This is a genomic window from Phocaeicola coprophilus DSM 18228 = JCM 13818 (genome assembly GCF_000157915.1).
GTDB lineage: Bacteria > Bacteroidota > Bacteroidia > Bacteroidales > Bacteroidaceae > Phocaeicola > Phocaeicola coprophilus.
Window position 1 is genome coordinate 462,053 of sequence record NZ_EQ973643.1, and the last position, 14,838, is coordinate 476,890.

Genomic DNA, 14,838 nt, shown 5'->3' on the forward strand with positions numbered 1-14,838 from the left:
AGAGGCCATCCCCAATCATGCAGGGACGGCCTCTGATCTTTGTATTTACAATCCAAAATTACTTGTTTAATTTCCAGGTAAACCCATCCTTGGTGTCTTTTACTTCAAAGCCCAAGGCAGCCAGGTTGTCACGGATCTTGTCACTGGTTGCCCAGTCCTTATTGGCTTTTGCCTGCATACGCTGTTCCAGCAACATATCAACCACCTTGCCGTATGCTTCCTCACGGGCTGCGTTGTTCTCGGCTTCTGCCTTCAATCCCAGAAGATCGAATACAAACAGATGGAATACGCTCTTCAGTTCTTCCAGATCTTCAGCACTGATGGTTGCCTTCTTGTCGATCACTGTGTTGATCATGCGGGTAGCGTCAAACAGATGAGAAATAACAATCGGAGTATTCAAGTCATCATTCATGGCTTCGTAGCATTTCTCACGCAAGCCCTGTGGTTCGATACCTGATGTAGCCTTCGCCGGAGTAATGCGTTCCAGATTCTTCACACCTTCCAGCAAACGTTCCAATCCCTTCTCGGCAGCCTGCAATGCTTCATTGCTGAAGTCTACGGTGCTGCGGTAATGAGCCTGAAGGATAAAGAAACGGATAGTCATCGGTGAATAAGCCTGAGTCAGCAGCTTATTGGAACCGGTAAAGAACTCATCCAGCGTTATGAAATTACCCAATGATTTACCCATCTTCTGTCCGTTGATGGTAATCATGTTGTTATGCATCCAGTAGTGTACCATCTGATGTCCTTCTGATGCAACGGCCTGTGCAATTTCACATTCATGGTGCGGGAACACAAGATCCATACCTCCTCCGTGAATATCGAAAGTTTCACCCAGGTATTTCCGTCCCATTGCCGTACATTCACAGTGCCATCCGGGGAAACCGTTGCTCCATGGTGACGGCCAGCGCATGATATGTTCCGGCTGTGCACACTTCCACAAAGCGAAGTCTGCCGGATTATGTTTCTCTTCCTGTCCGTCAAGTTCACGGGTTGTATTCAGAACGTCGTCCAGATTGCGACCGGACAACACTCCATAATGATGATCCTTGTTATATTTAGCAACGTCGAAATATACAGAACCTTTGCTTTCATAAGCATATCCGTTCTTCAGGATTTCCTCTACCAGCTGAATCTGTTCGATGATGTGTCCGGAAGCATGCGGTTCAATGCTGGGCGGCAGTACATTCAGCGCTTCCATAGCCTTATGATAACGGTTCAGATAATACTGCACCACTTCCATCGGCTCCAATTGTTCCAGACGAGCTTTCTTTGCAATCTTGTCTTCACCATCGTCTGCATCATGCTCCAGATGACCTACATCCGTAATATTGCGTACATAACGCACCTTATATCCCAGATGAGTCAGGTAACGGTACAAAATATCGAAAGTAATGGCAGGACGTGCATGTCCCAGGTGGCCGTCACCGTATACGGTAGGACCACATACATACATGCCCACATGAGGAGCATGCAAAGGCACGAACAGTTCCTTCCTGCGGGTCAGTGTATTGTAAATAATCAGTTTATTTTCCATAATTTGAATGTGTTAGACTGCAAAGTTATAACTTTTTTCATATCCACCGGCAATGAGGCAATGAATTTACACTGGTAAAATCAATGAAGATATCTCCGAGAAAGGATGGGGAATGCTCTATATTATAAAAAATGTTATAAAGCAGAGATTTTTAAAGTAATTCCTTGCAGATTTCGGAAAAGTCCGTACCTTTGCAACGTGTTTTTCATAGTATTAGATTTAAGGTTAACAAAGGTTGGAGTACAGCGGTACTCCTTTTTTTTTATCCTTATATGAACAGATATCAGACAAACGGTCCCATGGAAAAAAACAACAAGGTTTTATTAGGAATGAGCGGAGGCACGGACAGTTCCGTAGCGGCCATGCTGTTGCAGGATGCCGGCTATGAAGTAACCGGTATTACATTCCGTTTTTACGAAAAAGATTTCCAGACCGAATATCTGGAAGATGCCCGCCACTTATGCGAACAACTGGGTATCCGTCATCTGACCTATGATGCACGGGAAGTGTTCGAAGAACAAATCATTCATTATTTTATTCAGGAATACATGAACGGACGGACTCCCGTTCCCTGTACCTTATGCAACAACCAGCTGAAATGGCCATTACTCAAAGAAATTGCCGATCGGGAAGGTATTTATCATCTGGCTACAGGCCATTATGTCCGGAAACAAACAGTAAACGGCCGCTGGTTCATCCGTTCCGGAGCTGACCCGGATAAAGATCAGTCGTTTTTCCTTTGGGGACTCCCGCAGGATTTGCTGGAACGCGCTTTGTTTCCTATGGGAGAACTGACCAAAGTACGTGTCCGGGAAATAGCGGCCGAACGGGGACAACTGAAAGCTGCCCGCAAACGTGACAGCCTGGGCGTCTGTTTTTGTCCGATGGATTACCGCACTTTCCTGAAAAGTCATGTACCGGAAGGACAGATATCTCCGGGAGAGTTTCTGGATGAAGAAGGACGAAAGCTGGGACAACATGAAGGATATCCGTTCTATACCATCGGACAGCGAAGGGGACTGGGTATCTGGCTGAACAAGACACTGTTTGTCAAAGAGACCTTACCAGAACAAAACCGAGTTATTGTATGTGACAACCTTCGCGCTCTGGAAAAACAGGAAATGCTGCTCACAGACTGGAATCTGATCGATCCCGAAACTGCCCTGAATCATCCAGATGTTATCGTCAAGATCCGTTACCGGAAACAAGCCAACCGGTGTACGGTTACCTGCACAGGTGACGGTTGCCTGCATGTGAATCTGCACGAACCGCTTGCCTCTGTTGCCCCGGGACAAGCCGCCGTATTTTATCGTGACGACCTTGTGCTGGGAGGAGGAATTATTGCAACTTCCCGATAACAACAACCAAAGTTTATCGCAGGTCCAGCTCATGGAACAGAAGTTTTATCAACTGTTCATTCCCTATTTTTCCACAAGATATAAACAACACTAAATTATTGTTATACAAATACTTCCTTCCTGATATCAACCACACCGTTTTAAACTATCAACAGGGTGAGAACAAATTATTAACACGCGGTTAACATTCCACACATCTCTTTTGCAGATATTTTTCACTACATTTGCCGCCATCAGAAAAACGCTATGTACCAGTCTGCTTTCACATACCGTCCCCGTACTGTACGATTCTGTCAATGGAGTCGTAAGGCCTATGCTGCCTTTGCCAGCCTGAAGATTCAGGTAACGATGGGATGTGTCAGCAAAGGAATCACGGAGGTAGCGTTAAGCAAAAACGGATATACAGCCGAGAAACAGTCTTCCCTGCAGGGAAACACCGGCTTCATGCCACCGGAAGAAGCCTCACGGGCTTCAGGAACGGAAATGCCCCCGCTTCCTGCCGGCTTCTGCCTTCCGGAACGGGAAATTCATACTCCTGCGACCGCTCCCTGTCCCGGATTTCCGGGATTTATTCCTCTCTTTTGTTTTGCTTTACTGTCCGTGATATTCATCCGTCACGGATAGACTTCCTTTTTATCCGGCGGAATACTAACCTTATCTCTTAACCAATTAACAAACCGAATGATCAAAATGGAAGAAATCAAGCAACGCATCATAGCAGGCGGAAGCCTGACAGCCGAAGAGGCTCTCTCCCTCCTGACGGAAGCCCCTTTCGAAGCCTTGTGCCAGGCGGCTCACGAAATCACTGAACAGTGCGCTCCCCGGGTATTCGATATGTGTTCCATCATCAATGCCAAATCAGGACGCTGCCCGGAAAACTGCAAATGGTGTGCCCAGTCGGCTCACCACAATACCCGCGCCGAAATATATGGCATCGTTCCGGTAGAGGAATGTCTCCGCCATGCCCGCCTCAACGAAAGCCAGGGAGTAAAACGTTTCTCTCTCGTTACCAGCGGTCGCCGGCCGACAGAAAAAGAGACAGAAGTCCTGTGTGAACACTTTGCAGAACTGCACCGGCAATGTGGTATCTCGCTTTGTGCTTCTCTGGGACTGGCAACCGCAGACCAGCTGAAACGGCTCAAGGAAGCAGGAGTGACACGCTATCACTGCAATCTGGAAACTGCACCTTCTTATTTCGGGCACCTGTGTTCCACTCATACACAGGCACAGAAAATAGAAACTCTGAAAGCAGCCCGCGAAGCAGGAATGGATATCTGCAGCGGTGGAATTATCGGCATGGGTGAAACCCCGGCCCAGCGTGTGGAACTGGCCTTTGCCCTCAAGGAACTGGAAGTTCAATCCATTCCGCTTAATTTGCTGCATCCCATTCCGGGAACTCCGCTGGAACATGCTGTACCACTGACATCAGAAGAGATCATCCGCACTGTTTCCATGTTCCGTTTTGTTCATCCTCATGCATACCTGCGCTTTGCAGGAGGACGTTCACAAATGGACGAAAGAACTCTCGCGCTGGCACTTCATGTGGGAATCAATTCGGCCATCGTAGGCGATCTGCTTACGACACTGGGATCGAATGTAAAAGAAGATATTGAACGTATTAAAAAAGCAGGCTATGAACTTTGAAGCTATGACAGACAGTTTCGACCGGGATCATCTCTGGCATCCGTATACTTCAGCCACCCGGCCGCTTCCGACTTATAAAGTCAAACGGGCTGAAGGATGTGTCATCACACTGGAAGACGGCACCGAACTCATCGAAGGCATGTCATCGTGGTGGTGTGCCGTTCACGGATATAATCATCCTGTACTGAATGCAGCCATCGAGAAGCAGTTGAAAAGCATGGCACACGTCATGTTCGGCGGACTGACTCACGAGCCGGCCATCGCGCTGGGTAAACGACTTCTGCAACTGGCTCCTCCTTCCATGAGCCGGATCTTTTACGCAGACAGCGGTTCGGTAGCAGTGGAAGTAGCTCTCAAAATGGCAGTACAGTATCAGTTTGCCAAAGGCTGCCCGCAACGGAACAACTTCGTAACCATCCGTTCCGGTTACCACGGAGATACGTGGAATGCCATGTCAGTGTGTGATCCCGTAACCGGCATGCACAGTCTGTTCGGGAATGCTCTGCCTGTCCGGCATTTTGTTCCGTCCCCGAAATCGCGTTTCGGGGGAGAATGGGATGAAACCGATATCCTTCCTTTGAAAGAAACCATAGAAGCTCACGAAAATGAACAGGCCGGTCTGATTCTGGAACCAATTGTCCAGGGAGCCGGAGGCATGCGTTTTTATCACCCCCAATACTTACGGGAAGCTGCACGCCTGTGCCGCGAACATGGAATGCTGCTTCTTTTTGATGAAATTGCAACCGGATTCGGACGGACCGGCAAACTGTTTGCCTGGGAACATGCGGGAGTCGAACCGGATATCATGTGCATCGGCAAAGCCCTGACTGGAGGATACATGACCTTCTCGGCTGTGCTGACCACAGATGCGGTTGCCGAATGCATTTCCGACCATTATCCACATGCTTTCATGCACGGTCCCACCTTCATGGGAAACCCGCTGGCATGTGCCGTGGCCTGCGCTTCCATTGATTTGCTGTTGTCTTCCGGCTGGCAGGAAAACGTGAAGCGGATCGAAACCCAGCTCAAGGAAGAACTGGCTCCGGCAGCTTCTCTTCCCGGAGTTGCCGACGTACGGGTACTGGGAGCCATCGGAGTCATTGAGACACGCCGGGAAGTTGACATGGCCCGGATACAACGACGTTTCGTAGAAGAAGGTGTCTGGGTACGTCCATTCGGAAAACTGGTCTATATCATGCCGCCTTTCATCATACAACCTGAACAATTAAGCAAACTGACCGCCGCACTGGTGAAAATCGTAGGAGAAGAATCTTTATGAAACTATCAAAAACCTCAAGCAATACCCAGCACTTCTATCAGGAAGAACTGAAGAAACTGAAAGAAGCAGGCAACCTGCGCACACTCCCTGAAGTGATACATGACGGGAAATGGGTTCTATCCGGAGAACAACGGATGCTGAACCTTTCTTCCAACGACTATCTGGGACTGGCCACGGACACGGCGCTGCGTGATGAATTTCTGGGAAGTGCAGATAACCGCGACCTGCTCTTTTCATCCTCTTCCTCACGCCTGCTGACCGGAAACTTCCATATTTACACACAACTGGAAAGGCTTCTGGCTGATCTGTTCGGCACGGAAAGTGCACTGACCTTCGGAAGCGGCTATCACATGAACTCAGGCATTCTGCCCGCCATCACGGACAGCCGGACACTCATTCTGGCCGACAAGCTCGTTCATGCCAGTATCATCGACGGTATCCTGTTATCCAGTGGATACAGCATCCGCTACCGTCATCACGATTACCGCATTCTGGAAACGCTGATCCAGAAATATCACAAAAATTACAGCCGGATCATCATTGTGACGGAAAGCGTCTTCAGCATGGACGGAGATGTAACTCCGCTCCAGACACTCGTGGAACTGAAAAACAAATATCCCAATGTTTATCTTTATGTAGACGAGGCACACGGTATCGGCGTCCGGGGAGCTCACGGACTGGGCGTTGCCGAAGAACAGGGATGTATCAAGGATATCGATTTCCTGTGCGGCACATTCGGCAAGGCACTGGGATCAATCGGTGCCTATGTGGTCTGCCGTGAAAGAATCCGGAATTACCTGGTCAATAAGGTGCGTCCGTTTATTTTCACAACTGCCCTGCCTCCTGTCAACATTGCCTGGACCAAATTTCTGCTGGAACGACTCTCGCAATGGGACGACCGCCGGCAATGGCTGGCCGAGGCCTCCAGCCGGCTGCGTACCTGCATCCGGGAAATGGGATGCGAATGTACATCTGAAAGCCAGATCGTTCCGCTGACACTGGGAGCCAGCGAGAAGGCCATCGAGAAAGCAGCGGAAATGCAGCGGAAAGGATTCTATGTTCTTCCCGTACGTCCGCCTACGGTACCGGAAGGCACCTCGCGACTGAGATTCTCCCTGACCGCCGCCATCACCCCGGAAGAAATCAGCCGACTGATTCAGACTCTGAAAGAAACTCAAAACAAATAAACCCATACACACATGGAACAACGATTCATTCTCCGAGAAGGGAATTCATCCCTGTTGCTTTTCTTTGCAGGATGGGGCAGTGACGAATGCCTGTTCACACGTCCGGCAGCGGAAGGGTATGACTACCTGTTGTGTTTTGACTACCGAAATCCAGATTTCGACTACAGCCAGCTGGAAGGCTATCAGTCCATCCGTCTGCTGGGTTGGTCTATGGGTGTATGGGCTGCCTCACAAACCTTTTCCGGGAAAGATCTTCCCTGGGAAATGAAACTGGCCGTCAACGGGACACTCACTCCCATTCACGATACGACAGGCATACCGGAAGCTGTATTCAACGGAACACTTGATACTTTTTCTCCGGCTACACTGGCCAAGTTCCGTCGCCGGATGTGCGGCGGTACGGAAGAAGTAAAGCACTTTCTTGACCGCCAGCCCCGCCGCAGCGTCGAAGAACTGTACGAAGAGTTGAAAGCCCTCCGACAGGAAGTTCTCCGCCTACCGGTACCCGCTTTTCAGTGGGACAAAGCAATCATCGGCACGGAAGACCGGATCTTCCCCTCACAAAACCAGCTGGAAGCCTGGCAGGGAACTCCTGTTCTCTCCATGAATATACCGCATTATGCAGACCTGTTTTTCACGGAATGCCTGAAAGGAAAGGAGCAGCTATGGACAAAGGACTGATCAGAAGACGATTCGCCAGGGCCGCCTCAACCTATCCGGAGCAAGCAAATATCCAACGGCAGATCGCCGAAAAGATGACCAGACTTATCCGGCGTTACCTTCCCGCATCAGCTCATCGCAGCGTATTGGAGGTGGGATGCGGAACAGGCCTCTTCACACGTTCCTACCTGCATGACGTCAAACCCGGACAACTCTGCCTGAACGACATCTGTCCCGAAGTGGCAGGTTGCTTCAAAGATTTGCTGGGCGACCGGATCCGTTTCTTTGCCGGAGACGCAGAACGCCTGAACTTTCCGGCCGGACAAAGCCTCATCGCTTCCTGTTCGGCCTTACAATGGTTTGAATCGCCCCAGCGTTTCTTCCACCGGTGCAGTCATCTGCTGACGAACGACGGCTATTTCACGTTCAGTACCTTCGGCAAGGAGAACCTGACAGAAGTCGCCTCACTCACCGGAGCTACCTTACCTTATCTTTCACTTGAGGAACTGAAAGAGGCTTTACGTTCCGACTATGAGCTGCTCTACTGCCACGAAGAGAAGCTAAGCCTTTCCTTTCAGTCGCCCATGGACGTACTCAAACACTTGAAAGCTACGGGAGTGACCGGCATCCGTCAAAGCCAGTGGACCAAAGGAAGCCTCGCCACTTTCTGTAACCGATATCAGGAAATATACAGCCAGCCGGATCATACGGTACGGCTGACCTATCATCCGATTTACATCATTGCTAAAAAAATCGCATCATGAAAAAAGAAATTATTTTTGTCAGCGGCATTGATACCGCCATCGGAAAAAGTTATGCCACCGGATTCCTGGCCCGGGAATGGAACCGGGAAGGCATCAAGACCATTACCCAGAAGTTTATCCAGACCGGCAATACCGAAATCTCAGAAGATATTGAAGTCCACCGCCAGATCATGGGAACGGGACTGGTGGAAGCCGACCGCGAACGCCTGACCATGCCGGAAATCTTTACTTACCCCTGTTCGCCCCATCTGGCTGCGGAAATAGATCACCGGGACATTGATTTCGACAAGATCGAACAAGCCTCACAGACCCTGCTGCAATCTTACGACCGCGTGCTGCTGGAAGGAGCCGGCGGTCTGATGGTCCCCCTGACCCGCGACCTGCTGACGATCGACTATGTAGCACAAAAGAATTATCCGCTGATCCTCGTCACCTCCGGACGTCTGGGAAGCATCAACCACACCCTGCTCAGCCTGGAAGCCATCGAAAAACGAGGTATCCGCCTTCACAGCGTACTGTATAACCTGTATCCTGAAAATGAAGACAAAATCATCCAGCATGATACGGAAGAATACATCCGCACCTGGCTGGAACGGCATTTCCCGGAAACGGAATTTATCCGTGTTCCCTGCCTCTAAAGACAACCTCAAAAAGCCCGCCAGCTTTTTTTAAAACGTCGAATCGTTTTCATGAAAAGACTTCGGCCTTTCAATGAAAACGATTCGACGTTTTTCTGACTGTTCTTTATCCCTGGAAATCAGACAAGAACGGTATTCCGGATTTTATTGCTTGTTCTTCAGTTCTTCTGCCGGTACAACCCGATACAACTTATCACTTGGACGTACACGATCAGGAACCTTAAACGAAACATGAACGCCTTTCTTCACCACGTCCACAGGTTTCAGATCCACACGTGCTTCCTCCAGAGTGACATACATGGCACCAGTTGTAGGACCGGTAATCAATAGTTTGTCACCGACCTTGATCTCTGCAGCTTCAATCAGGAATTCAGCAACTCCCAAATTGGAGAAATATTTAATACCGCGTCCGGCATATACTTTACGTTCCGTAGCTTCCGATCCATAATTTCGGCTCCATTCACCCAAACGCTGGCCCAGATAATAGCCGTTCCAAAATCCCCGGTTGAAAACCGTCTTCAGGCGTTCATCCCAGGCAGCTTTCTTTTCTTCGGTAAATGTTCCGTCCAGATAGGACTGGATGGCTTCCTTATAACATTCCACAACGGTCTTCACATACTCAGGACCGCGGGCACGTCCTTCAATCTTGAACACCCGTACTCCGGCTTCAATCATCTCATCCATGAAATGAATAGTCTTCAGATCCTTGGGAGACATAATGTATTTGTTATCCACTTCCAGTTCTATATCACTCTCCTTGTCCCGCACCAGATAAGACCGGCGGCATACCTGCATGCAGGCACCACGGTTAGCAGAAGCATTCAGCTCATGCAAGCTGAGATAACATTTTCCTGAAACAGCCATACAAAGCGCTCCATGACAGAACATCTCAATACGCACAGGCTCACCCATCGGACCTTTAATGCCTTCCTGCTGGATTGCATCATAGATCTTGCGCACCTGTTTCAGGTTCAGTTCACGCGCCAGCACTACCACATCGGCAAATTGTGCATAAAACTTCAGGGCTTCAGCATTGCTGATATTCAACTGAGTAGACAAATGTACCTCTTGTCCCACCTTGTTACAGTAAGCCATCACAGCCACATCGGCAGCAATCACGGCACTGATGCCAGCTTCCTTGGCTGCATCCACAATCTTGCGCATCAGTTCGATGTCCTCATCATAGATAATCGTATTGATGGTCAGGTAACTCTTTACCCCATGTTCATCACACACCTTTGCGATCTCACGCAAATCATCAATAGTAAACGTGCTGGCCGAACGGGCGCGCATATTCAGACTCTCAATGCCAAAATAGATGGAATCTGCTCCCGCATGAAGAGCTGCCGCCAGTGATTCACGAGAACCCACCGGGGCCATAATCTCAAAGTCTTTTATCGAGTAATTCATTATTTTACGGATTGATTCGATGTGCAAAGGTAATGCTTTTTTCATGAACTACCTTGAAAACAACACTCTTTCACTGACTATAAGACAAAACAAAGGGGTATACCTTGCGGCATACCCCATCCTGATGGTATCAGAAACCAAATTCATTATTTCAGCACTTCTCCATTTTCAGATAACAGAACAGTCTGTTCAGTATCGTCCTGTGCCGTCAACGTAACCTTGTACGTCTGGGTTCCATCTTCATTTGCTTCTACTGCGGCTTCCTTCACCATATAATCTGCATAATCTTTTGCCAAGGTATCTTTTACAGCCTGAGGAAGATCATCTACTTCAACAGGAACAAAATCATTCACTGCAACTGCTACAGATGCTGCTGTTGTCTGGTTGTCTGCTGCGAAAGCTACTGTTGTTCCTACTCCCATAACCAATGCTACTGCTACAAATAATTTCTTCATAATCGTAAAGTTTTAAGTTATTAAGTTTTAGTTTCGTGTCACTAAATTACAGACAAGCGTCATGCCAAAGAAATAATCGTTATATGCCAACATTGATTTTCAAATAGTTACGCATACCAATCAGAAACCAGAAACAAAAATTTGCGGAAGTTTTACCCAACAGTGCGGAACAGGGAATGTGAAAATCACAGAAAATCCACATAACGAATCTTAAAGCTACGCCCTGTGGTTTCCGTTTTTTCACAGGCAACGCTCCAGAAGCGATGTAAGTTTACTATCTTTGCACCATAAACAAGTAACATGAAAATAAGAAATATAGACCTGGGAGAAAAACCCGTCCTGCTCGCTCCGATGGAGGACGTTACAGATCCGGCTTTTCGTCTGATGTGCAAAAAGTTCGGAGCCGATATGGTATATACCGAGTTTGTTTCAGCGGATGCTTTGATACGTTCTGTAAGCAAGACCCTGCTTAAACTGAACATCAGTGATGAAGAACGTCCCGTAGCAATTCAGATCTATGGTAAGGATACCGAAACAATGGTGGAAGCAGCCCGTATTGTAGAACAGGCCAAACCGGATATTCTCGATCTGAATTTCGGCTGCCCCGTCAAGCGGGTTGCCGGAAAAGGAGCCGGTTCAGGCCTTCTTCAGAACATTCCGAAAATGCTTGAAATCACGCGTGCCGTAGTAAATGCCGTACGCATTCCTGTAACGGTGAAAACCCGTCTGGGTTGGGATGCCGAACACAAAATCATCGTTCCTCTGGCTGAACAGCTTCAGGACTGTGGAATCGAAGCACTCACCATTCATGGACGTACACGGGCACAGATGTACACCGGCGAAGCCGACTGGACACTGATCGGTGAAGTGAAGAACAATCCCCGCATGCGTATTCCCATCATCGGAAACGGAGATGTCACTACCCCTCAGCGTGCACAGGAATGCTTCGACCGCTATGGTGTAGACGCCATCATGGTGGGCCGTGCCAGCTTCGGACGTCCCTGGATTTTCAAGGAAATCAAACATTTCCTGCAGACCGGCGAGGAACTTCCTCCCCTGAGTTTCCAGTGGAGAATGGACGTTCTCCGACAGGAAGTAAAAGACAGTGTGGCCCTGCTTGACGAACGGCGAGGTATCCTCCACGTAAGACGACACCTGGCTGCCTCTCCCCTGTTCAAGGGAATTCCTAACTTCAGAGATACACGTATCGCAATGTTGCGCGCAGAAACACTGGAGGAACTGAACGCAATCCTGAATCATATTGAAGAGAATTTCGGAAACTAACCTTTATAACTATGAGTGATTCTGTATATCAAGCAGCCAATAACCGGTATACCTGTAGAATGGATTACCGGCGTGCCGGAAAAAGCGGTATCCTGTTGCCCGCCATTTCACTGGGATTATGGCATAACTTCGGTGATGTAGACAGTCTGGCCCGAAGCAAAGACAAACTGCATTATGCCTTCGATCACGGCATTACGCATTTTGACCTGGCCAACAATTACGGCCCCTCAGCAGGAAGTGCAGAAGAAACTTTCGGCAAGATCATGAAAACATCATTTGCTCCTTACCGGGACGAACTGTTTGTTTCTACCAAGGCCGGTCACGACATGTGGCCCGGACCATACGGCACATGGGGATCACGGAAGCATCTGACAGCAAGCCTCAACCAAAGTCTGAAACGAATGAATCTGGATTATGTAGATATCTTTTATTCGCACCGCTATGATCCGGAAACACCGCTGGAAGAAACCCTGCAGACACTGGTAGACATCGTACGTCAGGGAAAGGCTCTTTACGTGGGTATTTCCAAATATCCTCCTGAAGCTGCCCGGAAAGCGTATGCTTACCTGAAAGACCACGACGTCATCTGCCTGCTTTATCAGGGACGCTACAACTTGTTGAACCGCGAACCGGAGGAACAGGGAATTCTGCAACAGGCAGCTGAAAATGGAAGCGGATTCGTTGCTTTCTCTCCGCTTGCACAGGGACTGCTCACCAACCGTTATCTGAAAGGAATTCCTGAAGACTCACGTATCGCACGGGGAGGATTCCTGAAAAAAGAAGCATTGACCGAAGATCTTCTGCAAAAGATCATCCGTCTGGACCGTCTGGCCTGTGAACGGGGACAGTCACTCGCAGAAATGTCTCTGGCCTGGCTGCTGGCTCATCCGCTCGTTACATCAGTAATCGTAGGTGCCAGTTCTGTGGAACAGCTTGCAGATAATCTGAAAGCTTTGGAAAACATTTCCTTTTCTCAAGAAGAACAGCAGACCATCCAGGCCATCCTGCAATAAAAATAAAATTCCGGAAAAAACGTCTCTCCTTTTCAAAGGATTCCGCTTTTTCCGGAATTATCTAATTACCTCTTTCTATCTTACATCCGATAAACTCCTTTTTTGGAAGTTTCCACTTTGGACGGATTACCGGAATAACCGATATTGCCACTGCTGTAACAATAAGCAGAAACAGACTGGCTGGCATGACAGGTAATATCACCACTGGAATTACTTACTGCACTAACCTTGGCAGCTTTCAGACCGGAAGCATTAATATCACCACTTGAATTAGCTGAAAACGCAGCCTGCCGGCAACTTCCGCTTACAAAGATATCACCCGAACTGTTAGCCGTTGCATCTACATTATTCTGGCAGACAAGTGTACTCACCTTGCAGTCACCACTGGAATTAGTTGAAAGGAAGGCCTTGTCACAATTTGCCTTTTCCAACGACACATCACCGCTGGAATTGGTACACATCACCAACTTGGAACATTCCACATTACCGGCTTCAATGTCCCCACTGCTGTTTGTTTGTATATTCAAAGTGGCACAACGAAGATCACGCGCATCGATGTCACCGCTGGAATTTGTCTGAAGAGAAATATCCTTCCGCGTATTCAGATCTCCATCAATCTTGATATCACCTGAAGACAAAGTACAGAAACTCGTTACAGAAGGAGCATACACCCTTACTTCACAGGTATATTTTCCATTGATTGAATAGGAGTTGGTTCCGGGAACCTTGAATATAACCTTCAATTCACCTCCCTTTTCCTCCAGCTTCACATATTTCGCTATATTATCGGGCGCATAAACTTCCGCATACGCCGGACCGGAGGACGGTTTATAAATGATATCCACAAAGGAATAAGTAGTCAATGAAGACACATTGCCTAAATTCACGCGCTGAGTTACATAGTTCTTACTGGGAACGACTTTGTAAGTTTGTGCCTGACATCCTGTAAAAACCATAGCCAGCACCATCAGAAGAGTTAGAAATCCTGTTTTCATAATTTTTCGTTTTTTAAGTGTTTGCTTTATACACTTAGACGCTAAGTGTCCCGAAAAGTAACACTATTTTTTCAAAAAACTTCAAATAATCTTCATTTTCACCAAAATCTCCCCATTTTTTCCTTGAAGCACCGGTCGTTTCGTCGATAAAATCCAGGCATTCATCGACAGTCCCTGCTTTTGCCTCCAGATCCATCGATAAAACCCCGTCACCAGTCTAGTTTCCTGTTTAAATCCTTTCACATTCCCTACTTTTGCTTTACGAAATTTCGCTGAGAAAGCTTTTCAAGAATGGTACCAGCTTGAAAAATTAATCAATAATTCGTTAAAAATTCGCCACGCCTAAGCGGCTCTGGCAGTAAATAAAATGAGTTCTTTGAAAAGTTTGTCAATAACTTGCGGGTCTGGGCTAATCCCGAACACGCAAATAAATCGTTCAAGCATATAAGCATTGTGTATGAAAGACTTGCAAGAGGATATGGAATAGGTTATTCCGGGCCTCTTACATGCCGCTTTGGCCAAATTGACAGCAGCAAGCGATGCATTGAAGTGAAAATCCAATTTCCTGAAGTCAGTAGACTGGCAGTTGGTGATTCCTGCATGCTGCTTGCCAT

General features: G+C 48.0%; 15 protein-coding genes and 1 pseudogene. 10 read left to right on the top strand and 6 right to left on the bottom strand.

Annotated elements, in window-relative coordinates:
* Positions 1 to 58 precede the first annotated feature (58 nt).
* A complete protein-coding gene (gene cysS / locus BACCOPRO_RS09960) occupies positions 59 to 1,537 on the bottom strand; it encodes a cysteine--tRNA ligase (protein WP_008143264.1) in 1,479 nt (492 codons plus the stop codon).
* A gap of 299 nt (positions 1,538 to 1,836) precedes the next feature.
* Here cysS and mnmA point away from each other — a divergent pair, with 299 nt between their 5' ends.
* The 8 genes from mnmA (at position 1,837) to bioD (ending at position 9,067) form a co-directional block, all read left to right on the top strand.
* Complete coding sequence (gene mnmA / locus BACCOPRO_RS09965) at positions 1,837 to 2,895, top strand: tRNA 2-thiouridine(34) synthase MnmA (protein WP_040311413.1); 1,059 nt, start codon at positions 1,837 to 1,839, stop codon at positions 2,893 to 2,895.
* 246 nt (positions 2,896 to 3,141) lie between these two features.
* Positions 3,142 to 3,519: a hypothetical protein gene (locus tag BACCOPRO_RS09970; protein WP_008143267.1), complete on the top strand. Its 378-nt coding sequence runs from the start codon at positions 3,142 to 3,144 to the stop codon at positions 3,517 to 3,519.
* 57 nt (positions 3,520 to 3,576) lie between these two features.
* Positions 3,577 to 4,539, top strand: coding sequence for a biotin synthase BioB (bioB, locus tag BACCOPRO_RS09975; RefSeq protein ID WP_008143269.1), 963 nt, complete (start codon positions 3,577 to 3,579; stop codon positions 4,537 to 4,539).
* A complete protein-coding gene (gene bioA / locus BACCOPRO_RS09980) occupies positions 4,529 to 5,818 on the top strand; it encodes an adenosylmethionine--8-amino-7-oxononanoate transaminase (RefSeq protein ID WP_008143270.1) in 1,290 nt (429 codons plus the stop codon). The genes bioB and bioA overlap by 11 nt, the downstream gene beginning before the upstream one ends.
* On the top strand, positions 5,815 to 7,005 hold the full coding sequence (locus BACCOPRO_RS09985) for an 8-amino-7-oxononanoate synthase (RefSeq protein ID WP_008143271.1): 1,191 nt from the start codon (positions 5,815 to 5,817) through the stop codon (positions 7,003 to 7,005). The genes bioA and BACCOPRO_RS09985 overlap by 4 nt, the downstream gene beginning before the upstream one ends.
* 12 nt (positions 7,006 to 7,017) lie before the next feature.
* Entirely contained in the window at positions 7,018 to 7,686 is a 669-nt protein-coding gene (locus BACCOPRO_RS09990) for a DUF452 family protein (RefSeq protein ID WP_008143272.1), read from the top strand.
* A complete protein-coding gene (gene bioC, locus BACCOPRO_RS09995) occupies positions 7,671 to 8,429 on the top strand; it encodes a malonyl-ACP O-methyltransferase BioC (RefSeq protein ID WP_008143273.1) in 759 nt (252 codons plus the stop codon). The genes BACCOPRO_RS09990 and bioC overlap by 16 nt, the downstream gene beginning before the upstream one ends.
* Positions 8,426 to 9,067, top strand: a complete 642-nt coding sequence (gene bioD, locus BACCOPRO_RS10000) for a dethiobiotin synthase (protein WP_008143275.1) — start codon at positions 8,426 to 8,428, stop codon at positions 9,065 to 9,067. Before bioC ends, bioD begins: the two co-directional genes overlap by 4 nt.
* A 144-nt stretch (positions 9,068 to 9,211) precedes the next feature.
* Here bioD and BACCOPRO_RS10005 read toward each other — a convergent pair whose 3' ends face one another.
* Entirely contained in the window at positions 9,212 to 10,477 is a 1,266-nt protein-coding gene (locus BACCOPRO_RS10005; protein ID WP_040311416.1) for a peptidase U32 family protein, read from the bottom strand.
* Positions 10,478 to 10,623: 146 nt separating this feature from the next.
* Entirely contained in the window at positions 10,624 to 10,932 is a 309-nt protein-coding gene (locus BACCOPRO_RS10010) for a hypothetical protein (RefSeq protein WP_008143278.1), read from the bottom strand.
* A 300-nt stretch (positions 10,933 to 11,232) separates the two neighbouring features.
* On the opposite strand from BACCOPRO_RS10010, the gene dusB reads away from it, so the two are divergent.
* Both dusB and BACCOPRO_RS10020 read left to right on the top strand, forming a co-directional pair.
* Positions 11,233 to 12,216, top strand: a complete 984-nt coding sequence (dusB, locus tag BACCOPRO_RS10015; RefSeq protein ID WP_008143283.1) for a tRNA dihydrouridine synthase DusB — start codon at positions 11,233 to 11,235, stop codon at positions 12,214 to 12,216.
* Between the two features lie 11 nt (positions 12,217 to 12,227).
* Positions 12,228 to 13,229: an aldo/keto reductase gene (locus BACCOPRO_RS10020; protein ID WP_040311359.1), complete on the top strand. Its 1,002-nt coding sequence runs from the start codon at positions 12,228 to 12,230 to the stop codon at positions 13,227 to 13,229.
* Positions 13,230 to 13,309: 80 nt separating this feature from the next.
* Here BACCOPRO_RS10020 and BACCOPRO_RS10025 read toward each other — a convergent pair whose 3' ends face one another.
* The 3 genes and pseudogenes from BACCOPRO_RS10025 to BACCOPRO_RS18335 all read right to left on the bottom strand — a co-directional run.
* On the bottom strand, positions 13,310 to 14,224 hold the full coding sequence (locus BACCOPRO_RS10025; RefSeq protein WP_008143285.1) for a GIN domain-containing protein: 915 nt from the start codon (positions 14,222 to 14,224) through the stop codon (positions 13,310 to 13,312).
* Positions 14,225 to 14,258: 34 nt separating this feature from the next.
* Positions 14,259 to 14,420, bottom strand: a complete 162-nt coding sequence (locus BACCOPRO_RS17830) for a hypothetical protein (protein ID WP_008143288.1) — start codon at positions 14,418 to 14,420, stop codon at positions 14,259 to 14,261.
* Between the two features lie 146 nt (positions 14,421 to 14,566).
* A pseudogene (locus BACCOPRO_RS18335) lies at positions 14,567 to 14,838 on the bottom strand (transposase); the annotation flags it as partial.

Coding starts and splice junctions, on each gene's coding strand:
- BACCOPRO_RS09985 (WP_008143271.1), top strand. CDS start 5,815: ATGAAACTATCAAAAACCTCAAGCAATACCCAGCACTTCTATCAGGAA.
- BACCOPRO_RS10025 (WP_008143285.1), bottom strand. CDS start 14,224: ATGAAAACAGGATTTCTAACTCTTCTGATGGTGCTGGCTATGGTTTTT.
- BACCOPRO_RS09970 (WP_008143267.1), top strand. CDS start 3,142: ATGTACCAGTCTGCTTTCACATACCGTCCCCGTACTGTACGATTCTGT.
- bioB (WP_008143269.1), top strand. CDS start 3,577: ATGATCAAAATGGAAGAAATCAAGCAACGCATCATAGCAGGCGGAAGC.
- bioC (WP_008143273.1), top strand. CDS start 7,671: ATGGACAAAGGACTGATCAGAAGACGATTCGCCAGGGCCGCCTCAACC.
- BACCOPRO_RS09990 (WP_008143272.1), top strand. CDS start 7,018: ATGGAACAACGATTCATTCTCCGAGAAGGGAATTCATCCCTGTTGCTT.
- BACCOPRO_RS10020 (WP_040311359.1), top strand. CDS start 12,228: ATGAGTGATTCTGTATATCAAGCAGCCAATAACCGGTATACCTGTAGA.
- bioD (WP_008143275.1), top strand. CDS start 8,426: ATGAAAAAAGAAATTATTTTTGTCAGCGGCATTGATACCGCCATCGGA.
- BACCOPRO_RS17830 (WP_008143288.1), bottom strand. CDS start 14,420: ATGGATCTGGAGGCAAAAGCAGGGACTGTCGATGAATGCCTGGATTTT.
- BACCOPRO_RS10010 (WP_008143278.1), bottom strand. CDS start 10,932: ATGAAGAAATTATTTGTAGCAGTAGCATTGGTTATGGGAGTAGGAACA.
- dusB (WP_008143283.1), top strand. CDS start 11,233: ATGAAAATAAGAAATATAGACCTGGGAGAAAAACCCGTCCTGCTCGCT.
- bioA (WP_008143270.1), top strand. CDS start 4,529: ATGAACTTTGAAGCTATGACAGACAGTTTCGACCGGGATCATCTCTGG.
- BACCOPRO_RS10005 (WP_040311416.1), bottom strand. CDS start 10,477: ATGAATTACTCGATAAAAGACTTTGAGATTATGGCCCCGGTGGGTTCT.
- cysS (WP_008143264.1), bottom strand. CDS start 1,537: ATGGAAAATAAACTGATTATTTACAATACACTGACCCGCAGGAAGGAA.
- mnmA (WP_040311413.1), top strand. CDS start 1,837: ATGGAAAAAAACAACAAGGTTTTATTAGGAATGAGCGGAGGCACGGAC.